This window comes from Stenotrophomonas sp. YJH_SMC_36 (assembly GCF_059369935.1).
Map to the genome: position 1 here is coordinate 398,918 of NZ_JCAFTD010000003.1, position 25,128 is coordinate 424,045.

Consider the following 25,128-nt stretch of genomic DNA (forward strand, 5'->3'; position numbering starts at 1 on the left):
CAAGAAGCCATCCGGAGCGCTCCATGAATCAACCCGTGCCCCCGCTGCCCCAGGCGCGTCGCAATCCCGTCGCCAGTTTCTTCATCGGGCTGTGGGACGTCATGAATTTCACCCGCCGGTTGATCCTCAACCTGGTGTTCTTCGGCCTGCTGTTCCTGCTGCTGGTGGTGTTCGTCATCGCTGCCGGCATGGGCGCCGGCGCCAGCAAATCGCTGCAGGAGCGCACGACCCTGGTGATCGCACCGGAAGGGCGCCTGGTCGAGCAGTTCAGCGCCGATCCGGTCAGCCGCGCGCTGGCCAAGGCCGTGGGCGACAACAGCGCCGAAGAGGTCCAGCTGCGTGACTTGGTCCGGGTGATCGAGTCGGCGCGCGAGGACAAGAAGATCGAGCGCGTGGTGCTGGAACTGGACAAGCTGCAGCCCTCCGGCTTCGCCTCGCTGCGTGAAGTCGCCGCCGCGCTGCAGAGCCTGCGCGCGTCCGGCAAGCAGCTGGTGGCCTACAGCGAAAGCATGGGCCAGTCGCAGTACCTGCTGGCTGCGCAGGCCGACGAGGTCTACCTGGATCCGATGGGATCGGTGGTGCTCGAGGGTCTGGGCCGCTACCGCCAGTACTTCCGCTCCGGCCTGCAGGACAAGCTGGGCGTGGACGTGCACCTGTTCAAGGTGGGCGAGTACAAGTCCGCGGCCGAGCCCTATGTGCTTGATGCTGCTTCGCCGGCGGCCAAGGAAGCCGACCTGTACTGGATGAACGACGTGTGGCAGCGCTATCTGGGCGACATCGCCAAGGCGCGCCGGCTGGATCCGGCGCAACTGGCCGCCGGCATCGATACGCTGCCCGAAGGTGTGGCGGCTGCCGGTGGCGATCTGGCCAAGTTCGCCCTGCAGCAGAAGCTGGTGACCGCGCTGAAGACCCGCGAGGAGTTCGAAGACCTGATGATCGAACGCGGCGTGGCCGATGAAGACGCTGAGGGCGGCTTCCGCAATGTCGATTTCGGTCGCTACATGGCCCTGCTCGACGCCCGCCGCAGTCCGGTGGATGCACGCCCGCAGGTGGCCGTTGTGGTTGCCGCCGGCGAGATCAGTGGCGGTGACCTGCCGGCCGGCCGCATCGGTGGTGAGTCCACGTCGGCGCTGCTGCGCGCTGCGCGCGACGACGAGCAGGTCAAGGCCGTGGTGCTGCGCGTGAATTCGCCGGGTGGCGAAGTGTTCGCCTCCGAGCAGATCCGCCGTGAAGTGGTGGCCCTGCAGGCCGCCGGCAAGCCGGTGGTGGTGTCAATGGGTGACCTGGCCGCGTCCGGTGGTTACTGGATCAGCATGAATGCCGATCGCATCTACGCCGATCCCTCGACCATCACCGGTTCGATCGGCATCTTCGGCATGATCCCGAACTTCAGCCGCGCGCTGGACAAGATCGGCGTGCATACCGATGGTGTCGGCACCACGCGCTTCGCCGGTGCGTTTGACGTCACCCGTCCGATGGATCCGGCGGTGGGCCAGGTCATCCAGACGGTCATCAACAAGGGCTACGCCGACTTCACCGGACGTGTCGCCGAAGCACGCAAGAAGCCGGTCGAGGCCATTGATGAGGTGGCCCGTGGCCGTGTCTGGAGTGGCGCGCAGGCAAAGGAACGTGGTCTGGTCGATGCCTTCGGTGGCCTGAAAGACGCCGTGGCCGACGCCGCCAGCCGCGCCAAGCTGGGCGGCGAAGACAAGTTCCGCGTGCGTTACATCGAAAAGGCCGCGACCCCGTTCGCGCAGTTCGTCAGTGGGTTTGCCGGCAGCCGTACTGGTGCCTGGATGCTGTCCGATTCGGGCGTGGCGCGGATGATGCTGGCGCGCACGATGCCGGAAGTGGATACCCAGCTGCGCTTCGTCGAAAACGCCGCGCGCGAGAAGGGTAACGGCGCTCCGGTAAAGACCCTGGCGTACTGCTTCTGCGGGTTCTGAGCACAGCCAGCCACGCGTAGCGTGGATCGACGGAAAACGCCCGGCCCTTGGCCGGGCGTTTTCGTTCGGCGGCGCTCCGCTGACGGCACCATCGCTGCGATCAGCGCGCTGCGTCGGCCTCCGCGCTGCGCTCGCGCTCGGCGCCATCATCGACGGTCTTCTGCACGGCGCGCGCGCGATCGATCGGTTGCTGCGCTGCACGGGCCAGGGCTTGGGGTTCCGGCGGCCGTTCCGGGTCCGGTGCCGGTGGGCGTTGGCAGCCGGCCAGCAATACAGTCGCCGACAGCAGTACGGACAGGATCAGGATGCGCATGGTGGCTCTCCGCGACGGGCGTGCGGCCAGTGTGGCACCGCCGGCAGGGGCGTGCCGTGAGCGCGTATCCTTTCTGCATCGGAACACAGCGGGCGCAGCCCGGGAGGACACATGACCCAGCAACGGTGGCGACTGGACGGGCAGACCGCACTGATCACCGGCGCCAGCGCCGGCATCGGCCTGGCCATCGCGCGTGAACTGGCCGGCTTCGGTGCCGACCTGATGATTGTCGGGCGCGACATCGACGCGCTGGAAACCGCGCGCGACGAGCTGGCCGACGCCTATCCCGACCAGCAGGTGCGCGCGCTTGCCGCCGACGTCTCCGACGACGAGGATCGCCGGCAGATCCTGGACTGGGTCGAGGACCATGCCGATGGCCTGCACGTGCTGGTCAACAATGCGGGTGGCAACATCACCCGCGCCGCCATCGACTATACCGAGGACGAGTGGCGCGGCATCTTCGAGACCAATCTGTTCTCGGCGTTTGAACTGTCGCGCTATGCGCATCCGCTGCTGGCACGTCACGCCTCGTCGGCCATCGTCAACGTCGGCAGCGTCTCCGGCCTGACCCATGTGCGCAGTGGCGTGGTGTACGGCATGAGCAAGGCGGCGATGCATCAGATGACCCGCAACCTGGCCGTGGAATGGGCCGAGGACGGCATCCGCGTGAACGCGGTGGCGCCGTGGTACATCCGCACGCGCCGCACCTCCGGGCCGTTGTCCGACCCTGACTACTACGAGGAAGTCATCGATCGCACGCCGATGCGCCGCATCGGTGAGCCGGAGGAAGTCGCCGCGGCCGTGGGCTTCCTGTGCCTGCCGGCGGCGAGTTATGTCACCGGCGAATGCATCGCCGTGGACGGCGGTTTCCTGCGCTACGGGTTCTGACCGTCACCGCGTTGGGCCCGCGCCACGCCGGCAGGTCCTCACCCCGGTACCGGGCAGTCGCTGGCCTCGAGCACGGCCTGCAGACGCTCGCGCTCGCTGCGCGCGGCGTCGAGGTTCTCCGGCGCGGCGAAGCGCTCGCGCCCCCGGGCGTCGCGCAGGCGCTGCTGCCAGCTGCCGCAGCGCTGGATCTCGGGAACCTCCTCGCAGCGGTCGCGTACCACTTCGCAGCTGGCGGCATTGGCCGGGGTGACACCGCCAAGACCCTGTACGTCGAGCAGCACGCAGTGCGGTGGCGCCGCCTCGTACTCGTGCAGGTAGCGGCTTCCTTCCTCGCTGCTGCACTGGAAGATCGGCGGCAGCGGTGCCCGTGGCGCGGTGTCGCTGCGGCTTGCCGGGTCCGTCCGCGGCGGCAGCGCTGCGCTGTCCAGAATGGCGTCGCCGCCGCCAGCGGGTTCAACCATGCCCGCTTCCATGATGGTGCGCGCCTGGTCGAGCCCGCGCGGCGTGTCCGCCGCTGCCGGCGGCGGCGCTGACGACGGGGCGAGCTCCATTTCCTGGCCGGCGGGCGGCTCCACGCGCGGTGCCGGAGTCGCTGATGGCTCCGGTACCCGCTGGATCTGCTGCGTGCTGCCTTCCGGGCAGGGCGTGCGCTGCAGGGTAGGAACGTCGCTGCTGCTGAATGTGCAGCGGTAGATCACCATGTCCTCGGCGAACGCGTTTGCGGGCAGCAGCGCCAGAACCAGCCAGAGTGCTTTTCTCATGCGTGCAGCCTACACGGGCAGGGGCTCAACGCCCGCAGTCGCGCGACAGGCGCGCATCGATACCGCGCTGTTCGTTGCTGATCGCGGTGCGCTCGCTCTGCAGCGCGCTGTTGTAGCGGCGGTCCAGCTCCCAGCGGCGATCGCGCAGGCGCGAACAGACTTCCTGCGGCGGCAGCGCATGGCAGGTGTCGCGGACCAGGATGTTGCCTGCCGGCACCTGCACGCCGACGCCGACCGCAGGTGGCCGGTAGATCGGCGGACCTCCGGCCGATGCGCCCGTGGCCGGGCGGGGCCCGGGATGGCCTGGCCCGAAATGGCCGCGCGGCGACCAGACCGTGGTCCACAGCGGGACCCAGCGTGGATTGCCTTCGTTGCTGTCGCTGGTGTAACGCTCGCCGTCGGCGGTAACGCATTCGTACATCGGTTGCGGAGGCTGGACGTAGACGTGCCGGACCTCGCGCTCGATCACGGCCGGCGGCGTGCTGGTTGCGGGCGCGGCGTCGCTGCGCACCACCTGCGGCGCCGGATCACGCGGCCGCTGCAGGTCGCGCACTTCCTGGCGGCCGCTGCTGCACGGCGTGTCCTGCAGTGCCACGGTGCCGTTGCTGCCGACACAGCGGTAGACACGCACATCGTCGCCGGCGGTGGCGGTCAATGGCAGCAGCAGGCTCAGGCAGAGGGCGGCGCGCAGCGGGCTCATGGAGGCAGCGTGCGGGATCCGGCGGAGCGGCGCAATCCGCGCGTCCACAGGGCGGCTCAGGATCGCAGGACGTTGCCGCTGAGCGCATCGCGGATCGGCGTCGGCTGGGCCAGGCCGCCGGTCGGGCCATCCAGGATACCGTCCAGCAGGCGCAGCAGGCGCGGATCCAGTTCCTCGCGGCTGCGTGCCGGCGGCTCGCCGGCCAGGTTGGCGCTGGTGGAGACCAGCGGCCCGCCCCACGCGTGGCACAGTGCCGCCACCAGCGGGTGGGCGCTGATGCGCACCGCGATGCCGCTGTGTTCGCCGGTGATCCAGCCTGGCGCGCGTGATCCGGCAGGAAGAATCCAGGTGTTGGCACCGGGCCAGCTGGCCAGCACTGCACGCTGACGCTCGTCGGGCAACGCCTGCAGGCGTACCCAGCCTTCCAGCTGCGCCAGCTCGGCGGCCACCAGGATCATGCCCTTCTCGATCGGCCGCTGCTTCAGCCGCAGCACCGTGTGCACCGCCGCTTCGTGCGACGGGTCGCATCCCAGGCCCCAGACCGCTTCGGTGGGATAGGCGATCACGCCGCCGGAGCGCAGCAGGGTGACGGCAGAATCCAGGGTGAGTTCTTTCATGGTGGCGACCGGCCCGGCATGGGCCTTCATTATCCTCCCACCGCGTGCAGATGGGGTGGACCGGCGCCATCGAGGCGGCGGCGGACCGGGTACTGCACTGCCTGCGCCCGACCCATGGCCGGGCGCTGTCCCGCATCAGGCTTTCTTGACGACCTTCTTGGCCGCTTTCTTCGCCGGTGCCTTCTTGGCGGCGGCCTTCTTTGCCGGCGCCTTTTTCGCGGCCGCCTTCTTGGCCGGTGCCTTCTTCGGCGCGGCTTCCTTCTTCACCGCTGCCTTCTTCGCCGGTGCCTTCTTGGCAGCGGCCTTTTTCGCGCCGAAGCCCTTGCGCACCGGCTTGCCGGTTTCTTCCATCAGCTGCTGCACTTCGGCCAGCGTCAGCGAGGCGGGCTCGCGGTCCTTGGGAATCTTGCCGTTCATCCTGCCGTCGCTGATGTACGGGCCGAAGCGGCCATTCAGCACCTGGATGTCACTGCCTTCGAATTCCTTGATGATCCGGTTGCGCGCGATCTCTTCCTTCTCCTCGATCAGGAAGACGGCGCGGGCCAGGTCGATGGTGTACGGGTCGTCTTCCTTCTTCAGCGAGGCATAGGTGCTGCCACGCTTGGCGAACGGGCCGAAGCGACCAATGCCGACGCTGACCGGTTCGCCCTTGTCCTCACCCAGCGCGCGCGGCATCAGGAACAGCTCCAGCGCGTCTTCCAGGGTGATGGTGTGCATCGACTGGCCCGGGCGCAGCGAAGCGAACTTCGGCTTCTCCTCGGCATCTTCGGCGGTGCTGCCGATGGCGGCGTACGGCCCGAAGCGACCCAGGCGCACGCTGACCGGCTTGCCGGTCTTCGGGTCGGTGCCAAGCTCGCGCGCACCACTGGCTTCGGCACGATCAACCGATTCCTTCTTGTCCTCGACCAGCTCCTTGAACGGCTCCCAGAAGCGTGACATCAGCGGGATCCACTCTTCCTCGCCGCGCGAGACGGCGTCCAGCTCGTCTTCAAGCCTGGCGGTGAAGTCGTAGTCCACGTACTGGGTGAAGTGGCTGGACAGGAACTTGGACACTGCACGACCGACGTCGGACGGACGGAAGCTGCGACCTTCCATCTCCACGTACTTGCGGAACAGCAGGGTCTGGATGATCGAGGCGTAGGTCGAGGGACGACCGATCCCGTACTCTTCCAGCGCTTTGACCAGTGCCGCCTCGGTGAAGCGGGGCGGCGGCTGGGTGAAGTGCTGCTCGGCCAGGATGCGTTCCAGCGGCACGCGGTCGCCAGGCTTCATCGCCGGCAGCTTGCGGCCTTCGTCCTCGTCTTCGGCGCTCTTGCTGTCCTTGCCTTCCTCGTACACGGCCAGGAAGCCGGGCACGACCACGGTGGTGCCACTGGCACGGAAGACGTGTTCGCTGCCGGCCGACAGGTCGACGCTGACGGTGTTGAGCGTGGCCGGAATCATCTGGCACGCTACCGCGCGCTTCCAGATCAGTTCGTACAGCCTGCGCTCGTCGTCGGTCAGGAACCGCGACACCTGCGCCGGCGTGCGCAGCGCCGAGGTCGGTCGCACCGCTTCGTGCGCTTCCTGGGCGTTCTTGGACTTGGTCTGGTAGGTGTTGGGCTGGTCCGGCAGCGAACCGATGCCGTAATCGCGGGCGATCACGTCGCGGATTTCCGCCAGCGCATCCTGAGACAGGTTGACCGAGTCGGTACGCATGTAGGAGATCAGGCCGACCGTGCCCTCATCGCCGATTGCCACGCCTTCGTACAGCTTCTGCGCCACCTGCATGGTCTTGCGGGTGGTGAAGCCGAGCTTGCGCGAGGCTTCCTGCTGCAGGGTGGAGGTGGTGAACGGCGGCGCCGGGCGGCGCTTGCGCTCCTTGCTGGCCACGTCGGTGACGTGCAGCGAGCCCTGCGCCGCCTGCTGGATGCGCAGGCGCGCAGCCTCGGCGGTATCGCCGTCGGTGATGGTGAACTGTTCGAACTTCTGTCCGTCCAGCTTCACCAGCTTGGCATTGAAGTGCTGCGACGGGTGCGCGCATTCGGCAGCGATGGACCAGTATTCGCGCGCGATGAAGGCTTCGATCTCTTCCTCGCGCTCGACGATCATGCGCAGTGCCGGGCTCTGCACGCGGCCGGCGGACAGGCCGCGCTGTACCTTGCGCCACAGCACCGGCGACAGGTTGAAACCGACCAGGTAATCCAGCGCACGGCGTGCCTGCTGGGCGTCCACCAGATCGCTGGCGATGGCCCGCGGCTGGTTGATCGCTTCCTTGATGGCGCGCGGGGTGATCTCGGTGAAGACCACGCGCTGCATCGGCTTGTCCTTGACCAGCCCGCGCTCCTTCAGGATCTCGGCGATGTGCCAGCTGATCGCCTCGCCTTCGCGGTCCGGGTCGGTCGCCAGCAGGATGTCATCGGCGCCCTTGGCCGCCTTGGCGATCGCATCGACGTGCTTTTCGTTCTTGTCGATCACGTCGTAGTGCATGGCGAACCCGTTGTCCGGATCGACCGCGCCTTCCTTCGGGATCAGATCGCGCACGTGCCCATACGAGGCCAGGACGGTGTAGTCCTTGCCGAGGTATTTGTTGATCGTCTTGGCCTTGGCCGGCGATTCGACGATGAGCAGGTGCTTGGGCATGGCAGCAGTGTCTGTGGGGCGAGCCGCAGGGGAGGGGCCGCTAGGGTGGAGCAAACGGCCGCATTAGTGAAGCGGCCACGGGCAAATCCATAAACTGAACGCCCGGTTGGGTGCCGGGCGTTCAGGTTTCCTTATTAGAGGAATCACGCCCGGACGCTCCATGTCAAGCGCCCAAGCGTGAGGATGGCCGGTCAGGAGGCCATCTTGGCGATGAATCCGATGGCCGCCACCATCAGGACCAGGCCGGCCAGGGCCAGCAGGGCGGTGATGACCAGGACGGCGATGGTGACCACGCCCAGCTCGCGGCGTTGCAGCTGCGGCTGGTCGGTGAAGGCCCAGCGGTCCACCACCAGGGTGTCGCACATCATGTCGTGCAGGCCCTGCTTGCGCTCGGTGAACGCAGCCATCAGGTAGCCGATGCACAGGATCAGGCCGCTCAGCACGGCGGCCCAGTAGCGTCCGAAGGCACGTCCTACGGTCAGCCGGTCACCGTTGCTGCGCACGACCTTGATGCCGACGGCCATCTTGCCCAGGGTGGCACCGCCGCGCGAGGCGTGGAACCAGGTGTAGTACACCATGGAGATCACCAGGTTGAGCAGGCCGCTGACCAGCTGGCCCATGATCTCGATGGCCGACTCGCCGCTGCCGGCGGCCCCCATGCCCGCACCCAGTGCCAGGGCGGAAATGACGCCGATGATCGTGCCGGGGATGAGCAGCACGAAGTAGTCGATCACATAGGCAGCCACGCGCTTCCAGAAGCCTGCGTACACCACTTCGCCGCCCATCACCGGCTGTGCGTGGCCGGCCATGGCTGCGGTGCCCGGCGCGCTGTAGGGCGAACTGCTGAGCGCGCCGGTGCCGGGCAGCGGCGCCGTGCCGTTGTCGATGGCCTGGTAGTCGCTGCGCAGGTCGAAGCCGCCACTGTCAGCGGCCGTGGTGGCGCTGGCCAGGGTCTGCAGGCCGAGCTCGTCGACCACCTGCCGCAGCGCGGCCCATTGCGCCATGCCCTCGCGCCAGACCAGCGTATCCAGTGTCAGCTGGCCGCGCTGGAAGCGCTGGCGGATGTCCTCGACCGGCAGCGGTCCCTGGCGTTGCTGTCCTTCGGCGAAATACCACTCAGTCATTGTGTGTCCCTCCTGGGTCGTCCTTGCTTGGGGTGTAGTGCCGATGGCTCAGCCGCGGCACTGCTGCGGCAGATACTTGTCGTTGCTTTCGCCGCTGCATTCCCAGCGGCCGCTGTCGCGGTCGTATTCCAGCCACAGCAGATCGCCATCGATGGTCTTGCCGGGCGCGGCCAGCGTGGCTTCGATACCGCAATGACCGTTGTTGAAGCGGCCGATGTGGACCGCTGACAGGCCTGCGGCGGAGAAGTCCCCCGGCGCCGGGAAACCGGCATCGTTGGCCCCCGGGCAGCGTCCTTCCTCGTCGGCGAAATGCTGCACCTGGTCCTTCAGTGGCTGCAGTGCGGTCAGCGACGTGGCGACCTTGGAGCGCAGCATGTAGTCGTTGTAGGCAGGCAGCGCGATGGCCGCCAGGATCGCCACGATGGGTACCACCACCAGCAGCAGTGCCCCGCCGATGATGGCGGTCAGGGCGCAGCCGGACAGGCCCTTCTTCGGTGGCGGCAACGCGGCCGCGGGCGCACTGTGGGCATAGGGGGTTGCCGCCGGCAGTACCGGAGGCTGCGGGGCAGGGGGCTGCAGCCCGGGGTCGTCGCGGGCGGCATCGACGGCCGGCACGATCAGGCCGAGCTCATCCACCACGCTGCGCAATGGCTGCCATTGCGGCAGGCCATCGCGCCACACCAGGGTGTCCAGGCTGATCTGATTGTTGCGGAACAGCTCGACCAGCTGTTCTGCCGGCAGCGGGCCTTGCTGCCGGTTGCCTTCTGCATGGAACCACTCGCTCACGGGGCACGCTCCTGAATGCGCTATGCCCCAAGTGTACGGTCAGTGCAGGGGTTCTGGCTCGTCCATGAACATCTGCGTTTCCATCCAGGCGTAAGCCGCCTCGGCGCCGGGCTGGTTGAACAGCACCATCAGCACGACCCATTTCAGATCGTCCAGGTCCAGTTCGTCCTGGTCCAACGCCATCGCCCGGTCCAGCACCAGCTCGCGCTGGTCGGCATCGAGGATGCCGTGCTGCTCCAGGTACAGCAGGAAACCGCGGCATTCCACGTCCAGCTTGTCCAGCTCGGGCCCGTGATAGATGCGCACCGGGCCATCGACCCGCGCCTGGGCCACACTCGGACGCTGTGCCGCCAGGGCATCGAGCCAGTCGAATGCCTTGTTGATCTCGGTAGGGCTGAATCCGGCCTGGATCAGGCCGTTCTGGAGCGAATCGCGGTCACGGATCAGGTCCGCATCTTCGCTGAAATAGTGTTCAAACAGGTACAGCAGTACATCCAGGATGCTCTCTTTCATTGCCCCTCGGCCTGCGTCGCGCGACGCTGTGGAGGTGAAGAAACTAGGGAGTTCGACAGTAGCGGCCGTGTACGCAGACCACGATTCCCGCAAGTTCCATGGCCAGCAGCATGGAGGACACCTGCGGCGCCGTCAATCCACAGCGCGTGATCAGTGAATCCATACTGATTGGGTCAAGGTCCAGGGCCTGCCACAAGCGCTGGTAGTCAGGGTCGCCGACCCAGCGTGCCGGCAGGTCGGCTGGCACTGCCTGTTCAGTGGGGGTGGCCAGCCGCGATTGCAAGGCCGGCAGCTGCTGGCGCAGGGCCGGGGCCAGCAGCTCCAGCACGTCCTCGGGCCGTTCCACCAGGGCAGCTCCCTCGCGGATCAGGCGGTGGCAGCCGGCCGCCCGCGGATTGAGCACCGAGCCGGGCACGGCGCATACCTCGCGACCGGCCTCGGCGGCCAGGCGCGCGGTGATCAGGGCGCCGGACCGGTGCGCCGCCTCGATCACCACGGTGGCCAAGGCCAGCCCGGCCACCAGCCGGTTGCGCGCCGGGAAGTGGCCGGGACGGGCAGCCGTGCCGGGCAGGTACTCGCTGAGCACGGCGCCCTCGGCGCCGATCCGGGCCTGCAGTGGCGCATGGTGGTCCGGATAGGCACGGTCGGGGCCCGTTCCGATGACGGCAACGGTACTGCCGCCGGCATCCAGCACTGCAAGGTGGGCGGCCGCATCGATGCCGGCTGCCAGGCCGCTGGCGACCGCCAGTCCGGCTTCGGCGAAGCTGCCGGCAAAACGCGCCGCCAGCGCACGACCGGCCGGTGTGGGTGAGCGGCTGCCGACCACCGCCACCGCCGGGCGCCAGGCCAGGCCGGGGTCGCCGGCCACGAACAGCGCCAGCGGCGGGTTGGGGACCTCCGGCAGCAGGGGCGGGAAGGCCGGGTCGGTAACGGCCAGCAGGTGATGGTGGTCGTCCTGCAGCCAGTGCAGGGCGGCTTTCGACCGCTGCGCATCGGGGCGTTCCAGTGCCGCGCACTGCTCCGGGGTGCAGCCATGGGCGCGCCAGCCGGCCACGCCCAGCGCAAGGGCCGCTTCGGCGCTGCCCGCGCCCTGCAGCAGTGCCCGCCGCGGCGCCAGCGCGCCTCCCGCCATCACCAGGCGCACCAGCGCCTCATCTGCCTGCTTGGTCATCCCCCCACTATCGACCGCAGACAACAAAGGCGCCCTAGGGCGCCTTCGCGTGCGGCTGTCAGGGATGTTCCCGGCAACCCTACTTCGTGTCCGGATGCAGCGCGCTGTAGCCCACTCGTACAGGCTTCACGCCCTGCATCACCAGCGCATAGCTGACGTTGTCGAAGGTGCGGAACACCATCGCATGCGCGGCGTACTCGTCGGGCAGCGAGACCCGGCCGGCGCCGGTACTGAGCGAATCATCCATGCGCGAGGACCCCGGGTACTTCATCCGGTGCGCGACGTGGCGGCCGGGCCGCCACAGCGAGAACACGGTGCCGTTGTCCACGCCCTGCGCGCGGCCCGCCGAAATGGCGATCACATCGCGCGGCCCGCCAACGCTGAACATGTCGGTCACCGCGAGCACGCGCACGTCCACGCCCTCGACGCCCGCCGCCGGCACATGCGGCACGAACTGCAGGTCGTAGGGCCTTGCCTCGACCGGCACCAGCCGGTCGCCGGCGCGGACTTCACGCCCGCCGCTGTTCTTGTCCAGCACCAGGGTGGACGCCTCGACCTTGCCGCCGGCAACCTGGGTGATGGTGCCCGTGCCGACCTGCATCAGCTCGTAGCCCAGCATCTGGTGCGCACGTCGCGTCGGCGCGTTGTAGGCCCGCCACAGGTTGCCGCTGCCGGGGGTGACCTCGCCATTGGCGGTCAGGTCCTCGGTGGGCTTGGGCACGCCATAGCGCACGGTCGGGCGGACCACGGCCCAGCGCTGCCCGACCTGGGCATCGGCCAGGCGCACGTACACGGCTTCGCCACTGCTGGCGCGCAGGCGGTCTTCTTCCAGGCCCGCCACGTAGGGCAGGTGGTCGATGCGGTCGACCACGCTCAGCTGCTTCAGGAACGGCTCGACCTGGGCCAGCGGAATGGCATCGATCGGGGCCTCCTGGCGGGGCCCGGGCTGGGCCGTCACACGGTCCAGGTAGGCCAGGCTCAGCACGTCACCCGGATAGATCAGGTGCGGATTGGCGATCTGCGGGTTGGCCTGCCAGATCTCCGGCCACAGCCAGGGCTTCTGCAGGAAACGCGCGGCGATATCCCACAGCGTGTCCCCTTTTCGGACCACATAGGTATCCGGGTGCCCGCCATTCACTTCCACGGCGGTAGCATAGGCAGCCACGGTCAGCATCGCCGCGGCGACGACCGTACGAAAACGAAGCAACATAGGTGTGAAGCCCTGATTCCCCAACAGGTCCGCGCACTATAGTCCAGAAACCGGGGCGCAAGGCAAGCGTTGCAGCTAGAATCTGCGACGTATGCCGGCGTGCCGGCCCCCTATCCGGAAACTGCCATGGCCCTCCTCCCGATTCTTGAGTTCCCCGATCCGCGCCTGCGTACCAAGGCCGCGTTGATCGACGCCGCCGAAGTGACCACGCCGGCCTTCCAGGAACTGGTCGACAACATGTTCCAGACCATGTACGACGCGCCGGGCATCGGCCTGGCCGCTACCCAGGTGGACGTGCACAAGCGCTTCATGGTCATCGATGTCAGCGAAGAGAAGAACCAGCCGCTGGTGTTCATCAACCCGGAGATCGTCGCCAAGGACGGGGGCCGGGTGTACCAGGAAGGGTGCCTGTCGGTGCCGGGCATCTTCGCCGACGTGACCCGTGCCGACACCATCACCGTGAAGTTCCTCGACCGCAATGGCCAGGAACAGCAGATGGAGGCCGGTGAAGTGCTGGCCACCTGCATCCAGCACGAGATGGATCACCTGGACGGCAAGCTGTTCATCGATTATCTGTCGCCGCTCAAGCGCGAGATGGTCCGCAAGAAGCTGGCCAAGCAGCGCAAGCACGTGGCGTGATCGCCGCTCCGGGCCGCCCGCAGGGGTGGCCCGTGCCCGCGCGCAGCGCGCGGGCTGTACGGCGCCGGCCGACGGCGCCGTTTTCTTTCCTGCACGAATCCATCCTGCAAGTGGGGTAGCCATGAGGATTGTCTTTGCCGGTACGCCGGAATTCGCGGTGTCATCGCTGCGCGCAGCGGCGCGCCACCACGAGGTCGTGGCCGTCTACACCCAGCCTGACCGTCCGTCAGGCCGTGGTCGCGGCCTGGCCCCCTCGCCGGTGAAGCTCGAGGCGGTGGCCCGCGGCATTCCGGTGTACCAGCCCGAATCGCTGAAGGACGAAGCGGCCCAGCAGCAGCTGCGTGACCTGAAGCCGGATCTGATGGTGGTGGTGGCTTACGGCCTGATCCTGCCCAAGGCCGTGCTGGCCATCCCGACCTACGGGTGCTGGAACGTGCACGCTTCGCTGCTGCCGCGCTGGCGCGGTGCGGCGCCGATCCAGCGCGCGATCCAGGCAGGTGACGAGACCACGGGCGTGTGCCTGATGCAGATGGAAGCCGGACTGGATACCGGCCCGGTGCTGCTGCACCAGGCGCTGCCGATCGCGGCCACCGATACCGGTGGCCAGCTGCACGACAAGCTGGCCGAGCTGGGTGCGCAGGTGTTGTCCGATGGCCTGGGACTGCTGCGCGCCGGCATCAAGCCGATCGCGCGGCCGCAGCCGGAGCAGGGCGTGACCTACGCACACAAGCTGGACAAGGCCGAGGCGAAGCTGGACTGGGCGCAGGATGCAGCGGTGCTGGCGCGGACCGTGCGTGCGTTCAACCCGTGGCCTGTCGCCGAAGCAACGCTGGCCGGCGAGCGCGTGCGCATCCATGGCGCCGTGGCGCAGGCGATGGAGCACGGCCAAGCACCGGGAACGGTACTTGCTGCCGGCCGCGAAGGCATCGACATTGCCTGCGGCCAGGGCGCGCTGCGCCTGCGCGTGCTGCAGCGCGAAGGTGGCAAGGCGATCACTGCCGCCGATTACCTCAACGCCCGTCGCGACCTGCGCGTGGGAGCGTAAGCGGTGACGAAACAGAATGACTTCTCCATCGCCAGGGCGGCACCGGGTGCAGCCACCCGCATGCTGGCCGCGCGTGTGCTGGCCCAGGTGTTCACCCGTGGCCGTTCGCTGAAGGCGGAACTGGCGTGGGCCCTGCCGAAGCTGGCCGACAGCCGTGATCGGGCGTTGCTTGAAGCGCTGTGTTTTGCCGTGCTGCGCCGTCGCAGTACCTATGACGCGGCATTGCAGGCGTGGATGCAGAAGCCGCTCTCGGCGCGCGATGCAGACCTGCGCACGCTGCTGATGGTCGGCTTCGCCCAGCTGGACGTACTGGAACTGCCGGCGCACGCGGCCCTGTCGGCCACCGTCGACGCAGCGCGTGCGCTGGGCCGTGAGCGCCAGGCGGGCCTGGTCAATGCCATCCTGCGCCGCGCCCAGCGTGAGGGATTCCCGGAACAGCCGGCCCGCGATGCATTTCCGGCCTGGCTGGCCGAGGCCATCGAGCGCGACTGGCCGGCGCAGGCCGAGGCGATCTTCAGCGCCAGCCTGCAGCCTGCGCCGCTGTGGCTGCGCGCCAACCGCCAGCACGGTGGCCGCGAGAAAGTCCTGGCCGTGCTGGCCGAGGCCGGTATCGTCGCCGAGCCGAGTCCGCTCAGTGCGGACGCGTTGCGGCTGGCGACGCCGGTCGCTGTCAACCAGCTGCCCGGCTTCGCCGAGGGCGCGCTCTCGGTGCAGGATCTGTCGGCGCAGTGCGCGGCCGATGCGCTGGCGCCGGCCGCCGGGGCGCGGGTACTGGATGCCTGCGCCGCACCGGGCGGCAAGTCGGCGCACCTGCTGGAGCGTGATCCCAGCCTGCGCCTGCTGGCGCTGGACATCGACGCCCGTCGCCTGGCGCGTGCCCGTGACACGTACGCGCGCACGGGTGTCGGTGAGGGCGCACAGACCCTGGCGGCAGACGCCAGCGATCCTGGCGCGTGGTGGGATGGCACGCCGTTCGATGCGATCCTGCTCGATGCGCCCTGTTCGGCCACGGGCGTGATCCGCCGCCAGCCGGATGTGATGTTCCACCGCCGCGCCGAGGACATCGATGCGCTGGTCGGCGTTCAGGCCCGGCTGCTGGAGGCATGCTGGTCGATGCTGCGCCCCGGTGGCGTCCTGTTGTATGCCACGTGCTCGATCCTGCGTGCGGAGAACATCGAGCAGATCCGCGCGTTCCTGAAGTGGCACCCGGATGCGGTGGCGCAGCCGTTGGACGAGGCGTTCGGGCTGGATTGCGAAGGCATTGCACGCCAACGACTGCCCGGTGACAGCGATGCTGACGGATTCTTCTACGCGCGTCTGCTAAAAGCGGTGTGAATCCGCTGCCGTTCAAGTCCTCATGCTGAAAACCCGCGCGTCGCGAGAGACGTGGTTGTTCGTGGTGATGGCCCTGCTGGTGCTGGGGGCTGGACTCGGCCTGCGCGATCCCTGGCCGTCGGATGAGCCGCGCTTCGCGCTCGTCGCCAAGCAGATGGTGGACAGCGGTCACTGGTTGTTCCCGCATCGCGGCCTGGAGCTGTACTCGGACAAGCCGCCGATGCTGATGTGGTGGCAGGCCACGCTCTATCACCTGATCGGCGATTGGCGGCTGGCGTTCCTGCTGCCCTCGCTGATCGCCGCGCTGGGCACGTTGTGGTGCGTGGTCGATCTCGGCGGTCGGCTGTGGACGCGACGCGTCGGCCTGTACGCAGGCTGGGCACTGCTGTTCGCACTGCAGTTCACCTTCCAGGCGAAGAAGGCACAGATCGATCCGCTGGTGGTGCTGTTCATCACCCTGGCCAACTACGGGCTGCTGCGCCACCTGCTGCTGGGCCCGGCATGGCGCTGGTGGTGGCTGGGCTGGTTCTTCGCCGGGATCGGCGTCATCACCAAGGGCGTGGGTGTGATCGCCCTGCTGATGCTCGTTCCGGCCGTGATCGGCTCGGCGCTGCGGTGGAACGGTGTGCGCCTGCATGCGCGCGACCTGCGCTTCTGGCTGGCGCCGCTGGCGTTCCTGCTGGCCGTGGCGCTGTGGCTGCTGCCGATGGTGCTGGCGGCGCTGGCGACCGGGCTGGACGAGTACCGCGCCTACATGGACGACATCCTGTTCCAGCAGACCGCAGGGCGTTATGCCCAGTCCTGGGACCATCACCAGCCGTGGTGGTACTTCCTGGCGATCATGCCGTCGATGTGGATTCCCGCGTTCCTGGCACTGCCGTGGGCGATTCCGGCCTGGCGCCGCCGGCTGCAGCGACGCGACGCGCGCTACCTGCTTCTGCTGGGGTGGTGGTTGCTGATCGTGCTGTTCTTCTCGATTCCCGAGGGCAAGCGCGATGTGTACATTCTCCCTGCGCTGCCGATGTTCTGCCTGGCCCTGGCGCCGCTGCTGCCCGGCCTTCTGCGCCGTCGCGACGTGCAGGCACTGCTGGGGCTGTTCACGCTGGCCCTGGCGCTCGGCACGCTGCTGGCAGGCGCACTGGCATTGCTGGGCGAGCCGGGATTTGAGTCGAGGCTGGAGCACGAACGTGGTCTGGCACCGGGCGTGATGGATGCGTTGGCCTGGGCGGCGCTGGCGATGGGCGCCTGCGGTGTGGCCAGCCTGTTGCTGTCTGGCCGTGGCCGGCGTCATCTGGCCATGGTGTCGACCCTGGCCACGGTGTGGGTGCTGTACAGCCTGGTGGGCTACCCGCTGTTGAACGATTCGGGTTCGGCGCGGGGCCTGATGCGCCATGTGGGGGAGCGCATCGGCCCGCAGGCCGAGTTGGGCCTGGTGGCCTGGAAGGAACAGAACCTGCTGATGGCCGATCGACCGGCGGCCACGTTCGGCTTCAACACCGCCTGGGATGAACAGCTGCAGGCGGCGACGCGCTGGCAGCGGCTGGTGCCGGCGCGGCGCTGGTTGCTGGTGCAGGAGGACGCCCTGTTGCCGTGCGTGGACCGCGACCGGGCCGAACCGGCGGGCGTGGCCAATCGTCGCCGCTGGTGGCTGGTGCCGGCGGAGGCGGTGGTCGCGCCCTGCCAGGCCAGCGATCGCGAGCGCGAACGTGAACGGCGTTTGCAGGAACGCGGATAACGACCTGTGTCCACGCTTGTCCAGACTGCCCAACAGGCGACAAAGGCAGTAAAACAGCACACTGGGAGTGGCCGTTGTGGCCGCCCCCGTTCTTCCCGCACACCCGCAGCGAAACTTCCGACGTGCCAGCTCCACCGGACAACCTGAACCCCGCGGCCGGCGACCTGCCGGGTGCCCCCGTCGGCGGTCGGCAGCGCACGGCGCACTGGCTGGCGCAGATCGGTCTGTTCTGCCTTCCGGCGCTGGTGCTTACCGTGCCGATCAACCTGCTTCCGTATGGCCTGTTGCTGCTGGCCAGCACGCTGCTGGCGCCGGAACTGCTGTGGCGCGCCCGGCACATGGGCGGGCAGCCGGTGAAGGTGCTGACCTGGCTGATGCTCGCGGTGCTGGCACTGGGCCTGCTGTCGGTGCTGCTGTTCGAGCAGGGGCTGCGCGATGTCGACAACCGCTCGCGCTTCGTGGTGATCCCCTGGATCGCCCTGTGGGTCTGCGCGTTGCGCCCGGACCTGCGCTGGCTCTGGCGTGGCGCGCTGGCCGGGCTGCTGGTCACCTTCGCGATGTCACTGTGGCAGGTACTGCAGGGGGCTCCGCGTGCGGAGCTGTTCACCAATGCCATCGTGCTGGCCGACATCGTGATGGTGCTGATGGTGCTGCTGGTGTTCTGCCGACCTTCGCGACGCTGGTCGCTGGTGATCGTCGGCATGGCGGCCGGCTGTGGAACCATCGTGTTGACCGGCAGCCGTGGCGTGTTCGCGGCGTTGCTGGCTCTGCTGGTGGTGCTGGCGCTGAGCCTGCGCTGGCGGACCGGCACCGCCCGCCTGTCGGTGCTGGCAGGCATGCTGGCGATTGGCGCCACCCTGCTGCTGTCGGTGCCCGAGCTGCGTCACCAGGTGCGGCTGAGCGAGCTGCACAGCGACATGCAGCGCATGGAGCAGGGCGACAGCGACTCTTCCGCCGGTGCCCGCGTGGAGCGTCTGCAGGTTGCCTGGGATACCTTCCTGGACCACCCGCTGGTCGGTGTCGGAATCGGCCACTTCGATGACGCGATGCAGCGTGTGCCGGTCTGCCGCGAGAACCCGGACGAACAGCGGTGCCACCTTGGCCATGCCCATAACGACGTGGCCGAATGGGCCGCCACCCAGGGCATGCCCGGCCTGCTGCTGCTGCTGGCGGTGTATGGCGTTCCGCTGTGGGTGTTCGTGCGCCTGCATCGGCGCAGCGGGCGCAGTACGTTCCGCGGGCCTGCCGCGGCCGGGATCATGATCGTGACCACGTACGTGCTGTGCGGGCTGACCCAGTCGATGTTCGCGCACCAGATGACGGCCAGCTTCTACGTCACCATCGTCGGCCTGCTGGCCGGGTTGTCGATCCTGGAAGGTGCCCGCCACCGCGGGGCCAACGCGGGTTGACGCCCCGCCGCCGGGCATGGCCCGGCGCTACCCCTGCACCGCCATGCCCGGCGCACGCAGGTGCACGGGAGCGGTAGCGCCGGGCCATGCCCGGCGGATCAGGGCTGCGGCGGGTCGGCCACCGCCTGACCGTTGCCGAGCATCCACAGCATGATGGTCTTCTGCCGCACGTAGTTGGCACGCACGTAGGCATAGACCAGGCCGTGCCAACCATCGCGGAAACCGCCGCGGAAAATGAATCCCCGCCAGAAGCGCCAGGCCGGTGCCAGCACCAGCTTGCCCAGGGTGGCGCGCTTGCCGCGTGCGAACTCGTGCTCGGCCATCATCCGCGCGTACTTCTCGGTCTTGGTCAGTTGCTGCTGCAGCGAGCGGTAGGGGTAGTGGATGAGGTCGCCGCGCAGGGTGCCGACGCTGCCATCGACGCTGGCGGCCTCGTGGATCTCACGGGTGCCGCGCCAGCCGCCGCGGCGGCGGTCGAACAGGCGCATCACCCGGTCCGGATAGGCGTTGCCGTGGCGCAGGAAGCGGCCGAAATACTCTGAAAGGCGGGCGAAGCGGTAGCCCGCGTGGCCGCTGAATCCCCCCTCGCGGGCCTGTTCGATGGAGGCGCGCAGTTCCGGGCTGATGCGCTCGTCGGCATCCAGGCACACCACCCAGTCATGTGCTGCCTGCTCGACGCAGAACGCCTTCTGGCTGCGGAAGCCATCGAACGGCCGCTGCAGCACGCGGGCACCGGCGGCCTCGGCGATGGCCACGGTGGCGTCGCTGGAATACGAGTCCACCACGATGATCTCGTCGCAGAAGGCCAGCGAGGCCAGGCAGTCGCCGATGCGGCCGGCCTCGTTGAACGCGATAATGCACGCCGAGATGCGAGGCCGTTCGATGGGAGCGGTCGTGGAGGACATGATGGCCGGGTACCTGTTGTTTGCGACGGAGCGCTATGCGCTGCCTATTCTCGCCCCGTTGGCGCAGGCCTTGCACGCGTCCGGGCAGGAGGTGGCTGCCTGGTTCGAAGGTGGCGCCGCCGGCAGCCAGTTGCCGGGCGTGCCCGTGATCGGCCTGAAGCAGGCCCTGGCGATGCGCCCGCGCGCGGTGTACAGCGCGGCCAACTGGGTGCCGACGTTCCTGTCCGGTGCCAAGGTGCAGCTGTTCCATGGCTTCAACGTGGAGAAGCGCGACAGCGCACGTGGCCATTTCCGGGTACGCGGGATGTTCGACCTGTACTGCACCCAGGGCCCGGCCACCACCGCGCCGTTCCGCGACATCGCCGCCCTGCAGGGTCACTTCGCGGTGGCCGAGACCGGCTGGCCGAAGCTGGACCCGCTGTTCCGCGACGATGGTGGCGAAAGCGCCGCGCTGCGCGCAGCGGCGGGCGGTCGTCCGGTGATCCTGTTCGGCTCGACCTTCACCGAGCGGCTCAGCGCCGCCCCGCACCTGCATGCGCAGATCGCCGCCGACATCGCGGCCGGGGAACGCTACTGGCTGCTGACCCTGCACCCGAAGTGCCCGCCGGAGCTGTTCGAGCGTTACCGTGCGCTGGCCGGCGCCAATGCACGCTTCATCGAACCGGAGCAGGTCATGGCCGCACAGCGCGCCGCTGATGTGCTGGTGTCCGATACGTCTTCGATCGTTTCGGAGTTCATCGTCCAGCACAAGCCGGTGGTGACCTTCCGCAACCGCGTCCCGAAACCGCACATGATCGATTTCGACGTGCCGGCGCAGCTGCCCGTCATGCTGCAGCGCGCGCTGCACCCGGATGCCGCCCTGCAGGCGGAGATCGTGCGCTATGCCGACGCGATCCATCCGTACCGTGACGGCCGCTCCAGTGAGCGGGTGATTGCCGCAACCGAGGATTTCCTGTCCGGCGAGATGGGCGCGCTGCGCCGCAAACCCTTCGGAAGCTGGATGCGTGACCTGCAGATCCGCAGGGATCTGGGCTACTGGGGGCCATCACAGCGGTGATCGGGGGGATGTAGAGCCGAGCCCACGCTCGGCTGTGGCAAGCCGAGCATGGGCTCGGCTCTACAGTAGATCCACGCCAGGCGTGGAAGGGCGGCAACGGATCACCAGCGCAGCTTGCGGCGCGGCAGCGCGGCGGCCAGCTGCGCCATCAGCGCCCGTGCCTGTGCGTGCGGCAGGTAATGCAGCGCCAGGGCCACATCACCATGCGCGCCTGCGGTGTCCAACTGCAGGCTGGCCGTGCCCAGCAGCCTGTCCAGCGGTGAGCGCTGCAGGCGCAGGCCCTGCAGTTTGTCCAGTTCCGCCCAGCGCCACCAGCGCCTCCACCATCCGCCGCGCACCGCGACGTAGCGATCATCCAGATGCCAGCCCATGCGCGCCATCTGCCGATGGGCGACCCACAACGCGACCGGCAGCCAGCCCAGCACCAGCAGGCCGGGTGTTCCCCAGCGCCAGTACATCGCGGCGGCCAGCAACGGCACCAGCAGTACGCTGCCCAGGCACAACCGCCACCAGCCGCGCTGCGGCACCGGCTGCCAGTGCGCGGGCGGCCACTGCAGCTGAGGCAGCAGGCGCTGCACCAGATGATCGCAGTCGGCGGCCGGTGCCAGCGGCGCGAGTTCGCGCAGGGCCCGGTCTTCCTCGCGGGTGGGGCCGCCGGCAGCGCTGTCGATCTGCAGCTGGCGCCGCCCGAACCAGCGTTGCAGGGTGCCTTCGCGCAGGGTCCAGGCCTGGATGCGTCGGCGCGCCACGCTGCTGCGCGTGCGGCTGAGCAGGCCTGCCGCGACCGTCAGCCGGTGTTCCTGCTCGGTCAGGGTGAAGCCGGCATAGCGCAGCAGGGCCAGCACCACCGACAGCAGGCGGATCAGCAGCCAGCCTGCGACCAGCACCAGCGCGGCCAGGATCAGCAGACCGGCAAAGCCCTCGTGCAGCTGGCTGGCATAGCCGAACGCCTCGCGTCCTCCGCTGGAGATCACGCCGTCCAGCGAACGGCGCGGGATCACCTGCAGCAGCGCACCGATGGCGGCGGCGAACAGCACCCAGCCGCGGTTGGACAGCAGGCCCAGCCGGATCACTTCGGCGGTGGACATGCGCAGCAGCACTTCATCGGTCGGGTCGGCGGTGGCAGCCGGTGCGTTGCCAAGCGCCTTTCCACGCTGCTTCACCAACTGCTCCAGTGCCAATGCCTGGTCCAACCGCAGCACCCGCATCTCTGCCTCCGGGCGCACGCCGCCGGCCGACTCCAGGCGCAGCTCGGCCACGCCGAACAGCCGGTGCAACGGGTTCTGCCGCACTTCCACGTTGTGGATGCGGGCGAAGGGAATTTCCCGGCGGTTGCGCGCAAGCAGCCCGCTGCGCACGGTGATCGCATCACTGCCGATGCGGTAGCGGTAGCTCAGGTACTGCAGCACCGAGACCACCACCAGCGCGGCGATGGCCAGCAGCGGCATCAGCTGCGCCCACAGCGGGTCGCGGTCGCCGCGCTGGCCGAACACCAGCAGCGCGACCAACGGCAGGAAGTAGTGCCGCAGCTGCATCAGCAGCACGAACAGCCATGACCAGGGGTGCAGGCGCTGTTCGTCGCCGCCGCGTGGCAGCGGGGGCGGCAGGGGCGGTGGCTGGCTCACAGGGCGTCGGCGTCCTGGTCGAGCTGGTGGGCCAGGGTGTCGCGCAGGCGTTCGGCGTCGGCATCATCCAGGCCGCTGACAGTCACTGCACTGAGGCGGGTGCCTGCGGTGTGCACGATCAGGGTCGCCAGGCCGGCACGCCGCTCCAGCGGACCACGGCGCAGATCCAGGTGCTGCACGCGCGAGACCGGTACCTGCGTTTCGGTCTGCCACATCAGGTCCCTGCGCAGGCCCAGGCCCTGTGCGTCCAGGCGCCAGCGTGTGCGGGTCAGGCGGCGATGGCCCAGCCACGCGCCGAACAGAGCGCCGACCAGCAGGCCCGACGCTGCACCCCACAGCCCGGCAGGCAGATCGAAGAACCACCACGCGGCTGCCAGCGGTGCGCCTGGCACGAACAGTCCACCGAATGCGCCTTCCAGCGCGGCCAGGCGTGCGGCGCGGGCCGGCAGCGGCTGCCAGTCGTTGATGGGCACAGCAGGAAGAGGCTGGTCGGTCACACGGGCTCCGTCGGGCGGCAGGGCAGGCGGGCGGCCGCAGCCGCACCGCGCAGACGGTAGCAGGTCGGGCGCGCTACTGCGCCGCCTGGATCAGTGCATCGACATCGAGCAGATGGCCGGCACGGTCGGCCTTGGTGCGCAGGTAGTGTTCGTTCTCGGCCGTGATCTCGCCAGTGACCGGAATGCAGTCCAGCACTTCGATGCCGGCATTGCGCAGGCGCTGTGCCTTGGTCGGATTGTTGCTGAGCAGGGCCACGCGGCTGATGCCCAGGCCGCGCAGCATCGCCACGGCGCTGCCATAGCGTCGCTCATCGGCGCCGAAGCCCAGTTGTGCATCGGCGTCGATCGTGTCCAGCCCGTCGTGCTGGTAGCCATAGGCGCGCATCTTTGCAGCGATGCCCGTTCCCCGGCCTTCCTGGTCCAGATACAGCAGCACGCCGCCGCCCAGCTCCTTCAGTTTGCGCAGACCGCGTCGCAGCTGGTCCCCGCAGTCGCACTTGAGCGAACCGAACAGGTCGCCGGTCAGGCACGAGGAATGCACGCGTACCGGCACCACGGCAGACAGGTCCGGGTCGCCGACGATGATCGCCACCTGGTCGCGTTGTGCAACGCCGCCGCGGAACACCGCGAAGGTGGTCATGCCGACATCGCGCAGCGGTACCGGCGAACGGGCGACCAGCTCATAGTCGTGGGCGGCGTGCGCCGCACCTTCGGCCAGGTCGCACAGGGCGACGTCGGCGGCGCCGTCGAAGGTCGCATCATCCGCATCCAGGCGCACCGCGACCATGGCCGGCAGCAGCAGGCCCAGGCGGGCCAGTTCAACCGCGCCGGCATCGAAGGCATCGCCTGCGGTCCAGTGAGCCGGCATCGGCCCGGGCTCGCGCAGGTAGCCCAGCGTCGGCAGGGCGTCGAAGGCGATACCGGCCAGCGGCAGGCGCACACCGTCAGGTGCCTCCACCCCCAGCACGCGGGCGCGGGTCGCCGTCAGGAACAGGTAATGACGCTCGCGCGCTGCGCTGGCAAAGGCGGCAAAGCTGCTGGCGGTGGCGCTGTCCAGCGCGATCACGGCCAGGCGTTGGCCCTGGCCGTCGTGAAGCAGGACCGGGCGACCGGCGCGCAGTTCCGCGACCGCGCGCTCGCAGCGGATCGCGGCCGGGTCGCCGAACAGGGAGGAGGCAGCAGGCATGGCAGGACCGGGGGAGGCGGACATCGCAGTCTCTATGGGGGCGCCGGCGTCGTATTCAACGTGCTGCGGCCGCCGGTCGCAGGGCGGCACGGTGGGACTCAGTGGGGGTGTTCCTCGGTCGCGTAGGGGTCATCCTCGCCGCTGCCCGGTGGCCGCAGCGTATAGCGCTTGTAGGTCCACTGGTACTGCGCCGGATCGCGGCGGGCGATGCGTTCGATCCCGGCGTTGAGGGCGGTGGCCGCAGTCTGCGGGTCCGGGTCGGCCACTGCGGGGTCGGCCGGCTCGACGTGCAGGGCGAATTCCATGTCCGGCCCAATGCGCTCGCACCAGCCATACAGGACGATGGCGCCGGTGCGTTCGGCCAGGCGGTTGACCAGGGTCATGGTCAGCGCCCGCACACCGAAGAACGGAACGAACACGCCGTCACCGGCCTTCGGCTGCTGGTCCGGCAGGATGCCGGTGGCGCCACCATCCTTGAGTACCTTGAACAACTGGCGCACCGCCGGGCCCTCGGCGCGCACCTGCTGCACGTTCTGTCCCCCCCGCACCAGCTGCAGGAACGCGTCGCTGGCTTCATCCTCCGGCGGCTTGTAGACGATGGCGATCTGTCCGCGCGAGGCCAGCCACTGGTTCAGCAGCTCCCAGTTGCCGAAGTGCGGCGCGGCCACGATCACGCCCCTGCCGCTGGCCAGCGCCGCGTCATACAGCGCTTCACCGTGACGCTGCTTCAGGTGCAGGCGCAGGTTCTCGGCCGGCGGGCGGCTCCACAGGCGCAGGGTCTCGATGGCCTGCAGGGCGGTGGAGCGCAGCAGATCGCGATGCAGGCGCTCGCGCGCAACGGGGTCCAGATCCGGATAGGCCAGCTCCAGGTTGCGGCGGGTGACGCGACTCTCACGGGCGTTGAGACGGATCCAAGCCCAAGCCAGGGCCTGCGCGACGCCGCGCAGCAGCGGCCAGGGCAGGCGCGTGAACAGGGTGGTGGCGCGATAGGCCAGCCGGGCTTTGCGTTGCGGGTTCATCCACGCAAGTTTAGCCAAGGGCGCT

Annotated in this window: 23 protein-coding genes; 8 read left to right on the top strand and 15 right to left on the bottom strand. The window is 68.8% G+C overall.

Translation table 11 applies throughout. The annotated features are described in order from the left end of the window. Positions 1 to 23: 23 nt before the first annotated feature. Entirely contained in the window at positions 24 to 1,946 is a 1,923-nt protein-coding gene (gene sppA, locus AC5P76_RS08395) for a signal peptide peptidase SppA (protein WP_262101410.1), read from the top strand. Positions 1,947 to 2,046: 100 nt separating this feature from the next. Here sppA and AC5P76_RS08400 read toward each other — a convergent pair whose 3' ends face one another. Next, positions 2,047 to 2,259, bottom strand: a complete 213-nt coding sequence (locus AC5P76_RS08400) for a hypothetical protein (RefSeq protein WP_053515748.1) — start codon at positions 2,257 to 2,259, stop codon at positions 2,047 to 2,049. Positions 2,260 to 2,370: 111 nt separating this feature from the next. Here AC5P76_RS08400 and AC5P76_RS08405 point away from each other — a divergent pair, with 111 nt between their 5' ends. Then, positions 2,371 to 3,147 (top strand): SDR family oxidoreductase, encoded by a 777-nt coding sequence (locus AC5P76_RS08405; RefSeq protein ID WP_065181584.1) that lies wholly within the window; start codon positions 2,371 to 2,373, stop codon positions 3,145 to 3,147. Positions 3,148 to 3,185: 38 nt separating this feature from the next. Here the strand turns inward: AC5P76_RS08405 and AC5P76_RS08410 are convergent, their stop codons facing one another. The 9 genes from AC5P76_RS08410 to AC5P76_RS08450 all read right to left on the bottom strand — a co-directional run bounded on the left by AC5P76_RS08410 (position 3,186) and on the right by AC5P76_RS08450 (position 12,651). Next, the gene (locus tag AC5P76_RS08410; RefSeq protein WP_495222721.1) at positions 3,186 to 3,908 is read right to left on the bottom strand and encodes a hypothetical protein; all 723 of its coding nucleotides are present in this window, start codon (positions 3,906 to 3,908) and stop codon (positions 3,186 to 3,188) included. Positions 3,909 to 3,933: 25 nt separating this feature from the next. Next, the gene (locus AC5P76_RS08415; protein WP_111186262.1) at positions 3,934 to 4,608 is read right to left on the bottom strand and encodes a DUF4124 domain-containing protein; all 675 of its coding nucleotides are present in this window, start codon (positions 4,606 to 4,608) and stop codon (positions 3,934 to 3,936) included. A gap of 56 nt (positions 4,609 to 4,664) precedes the next feature. Then, positions 4,665 to 5,255 carry an L-threonylcarbamoyladenylate synthase type 1 TsaC gene (gene tsaC / locus AC5P76_RS08420; protein ID WP_080375246.1) on the bottom strand — a complete coding sequence of 197 codons (591 nt, stop codon included), beginning with the start codon at positions 5,253 to 5,255 and terminating at the stop codon, positions 4,665 to 4,667. Between the two features lie 105 nt (positions 5,256 to 5,360). Beyond that, on the bottom strand, positions 5,361 to 7,847 hold the full coding sequence (locus AC5P76_RS08425; RefSeq protein ID WP_111186261.1) for a DNA topoisomerase I: 2,487 nt from the start codon (positions 7,845 to 7,847) through the stop codon (positions 5,361 to 5,363). 191 nt (positions 7,848 to 8,038) lie between these two features. Continuing rightward, the gene (locus AC5P76_RS08430) at positions 8,039 to 8,971 is read right to left on the bottom strand and encodes an RDD family protein (RefSeq protein ID WP_053517104.1); all 933 of its coding nucleotides are present in this window, start codon (positions 8,969 to 8,971) and stop codon (positions 8,039 to 8,041) included. A 48-nt stretch (positions 8,972 to 9,019) separates the two neighbouring features. Further along, positions 9,020 to 9,757: a pilin gene (locus tag AC5P76_RS08435; RefSeq protein ID WP_459062361.1), complete on the bottom strand. Its 738-nt coding sequence runs from the start codon at positions 9,755 to 9,757 to the stop codon at positions 9,020 to 9,022. Positions 9,758 to 9,796: 39 nt separating this feature from the next. Next, entirely contained in the window at positions 9,797 to 10,270 is a 474-nt protein-coding gene (locus AC5P76_RS08440; protein WP_053517108.1) for a DUF494 family protein, read from the bottom strand. Between the two features lie 43 nt (positions 10,271 to 10,313). Continuing rightward, complete coding sequence (gene dprA / locus AC5P76_RS08445) at positions 10,314 to 11,441, bottom strand: DNA-processing protein DprA (RefSeq protein ID WP_164151334.1); 1,128 nt, start codon at positions 11,439 to 11,441, stop codon at positions 10,314 to 10,316. A 79-nt stretch (positions 11,442 to 11,520) separates the two neighbouring features. Further along, positions 11,521 to 12,651, bottom strand: coding sequence for a LysM peptidoglycan-binding domain-containing protein (locus AC5P76_RS08450; RefSeq protein WP_053517112.1), 1,131 nt, complete (start codon positions 12,649 to 12,651; stop codon positions 11,521 to 11,523). A gap of 126 nt (positions 12,652 to 12,777) precedes the next feature. Here AC5P76_RS08450 and def point away from each other — a divergent pair, with 126 nt between their 5' ends. From def to AC5P76_RS08475, 5 genes are all read left to right on the top strand, one after another. Next, positions 12,778 to 13,290, top strand: a complete 513-nt coding sequence (gene def, locus AC5P76_RS08455; RefSeq protein ID WP_053517114.1) for a peptide deformylase — start codon at positions 12,778 to 12,780, stop codon at positions 13,288 to 13,290. A 121-nt stretch (positions 13,291 to 13,411) separates the two neighbouring features. Next, complete coding sequence (gene fmt / locus AC5P76_RS08460) at positions 13,412 to 14,335, top strand: methionyl-tRNA formyltransferase (protein WP_053517116.1); 924 nt, start codon at positions 13,412 to 13,414, stop codon at positions 14,333 to 14,335. A 3-nt stretch (positions 14,336 to 14,338) separates the two neighbouring features. After that, positions 14,339 to 15,670 carry a 16S rRNA (cytosine(967)-C(5))-methyltransferase RsmB gene (gene rsmB / locus AC5P76_RS08465; RefSeq protein ID WP_164151330.1) on the top strand — a complete coding sequence of 444 codons (1,332 nt, stop codon included), beginning with the start codon at positions 14,339 to 14,341 and terminating at the stop codon, positions 15,668 to 15,670. A 22-nt stretch (positions 15,671 to 15,692) separates the two neighbouring features. Next, positions 15,693 to 17,405, top strand: coding sequence for an ArnT family glycosyltransferase (locus AC5P76_RS08470; RefSeq protein ID WP_164151328.1), 1,713 nt, complete (start codon positions 15,693 to 15,695; stop codon positions 17,403 to 17,405). A gap of 143 nt (positions 17,406 to 17,548) precedes the next feature. Then, a complete protein-coding gene (locus tag AC5P76_RS08475) occupies positions 17,549 to 18,814 on the top strand; it encodes an O-antigen ligase family protein (RefSeq protein WP_053517197.1) in 1,266 nt (421 codons plus the stop codon). A gap of 98 nt (positions 18,815 to 18,912) precedes the next feature. Here the strand turns inward: AC5P76_RS08475 and AC5P76_RS08480 are convergent, their stop codons facing one another. Next, entirely contained in the window at positions 18,913 to 19,719 is an 807-nt protein-coding gene (locus tag AC5P76_RS08480) for a glycosyltransferase family 2 protein (RefSeq protein ID WP_065181591.1), read from the bottom strand. On the opposite strand from AC5P76_RS08480, the gene AC5P76_RS08485 reads away from it, so the two are divergent. Continuing rightward, positions 19,718 to 20,776: a CDP-glycerol glycerophosphotransferase family protein gene (locus AC5P76_RS08485; protein WP_065181628.1), complete on the top strand. Its 1,059-nt coding sequence runs from the start codon at positions 19,718 to 19,720 to the stop codon at positions 20,774 to 20,776. The two genes, AC5P76_RS08480 and AC5P76_RS08485, sit on opposite strands and share 2 nt — an antisense overlap. 101 nt (positions 20,777 to 20,877) lie before the next feature. Here AC5P76_RS08485 and AC5P76_RS08490 read toward each other — a convergent pair whose 3' ends face one another. The 4 genes from AC5P76_RS08490 to AC5P76_RS08505 form a co-directional block, all read right to left on the bottom strand. Further along, a complete protein-coding gene (locus tag AC5P76_RS08490; RefSeq protein ID WP_495222722.1) occupies positions 20,878 to 22,401 on the bottom strand; it encodes a PH domain-containing protein in 1,524 nt (507 codons plus the stop codon). Continuing rightward, positions 22,398 to 22,898, bottom strand: coding sequence for a PH domain-containing protein (locus tag AC5P76_RS08495; RefSeq protein WP_053517123.1), 501 nt, complete (start codon positions 22,896 to 22,898; stop codon positions 22,398 to 22,400). Before AC5P76_RS08495 ends, AC5P76_RS08490 begins: the two co-directional genes overlap by 4 nt. A 73-nt stretch (positions 22,899 to 22,971) precedes the next feature. Continuing rightward, entirely contained in the window at positions 22,972 to 24,108 is a 1,137-nt protein-coding gene (gene ribA / locus AC5P76_RS08500; RefSeq protein ID WP_074899932.1) for a GTP cyclohydrolase II RibA, read from the bottom strand. A gap of 74 nt (positions 24,109 to 24,182) precedes the next feature. Continuing rightward, positions 24,183 to 25,103: a lauroyl acyltransferase gene (locus tag AC5P76_RS08505; RefSeq protein WP_495222723.1), complete on the bottom strand. Its 921-nt coding sequence runs from the start codon at positions 25,101 to 25,103 to the stop codon at positions 24,183 to 24,185. Positions 25,104 to 25,128: the final 25 nt, after the last annotated feature.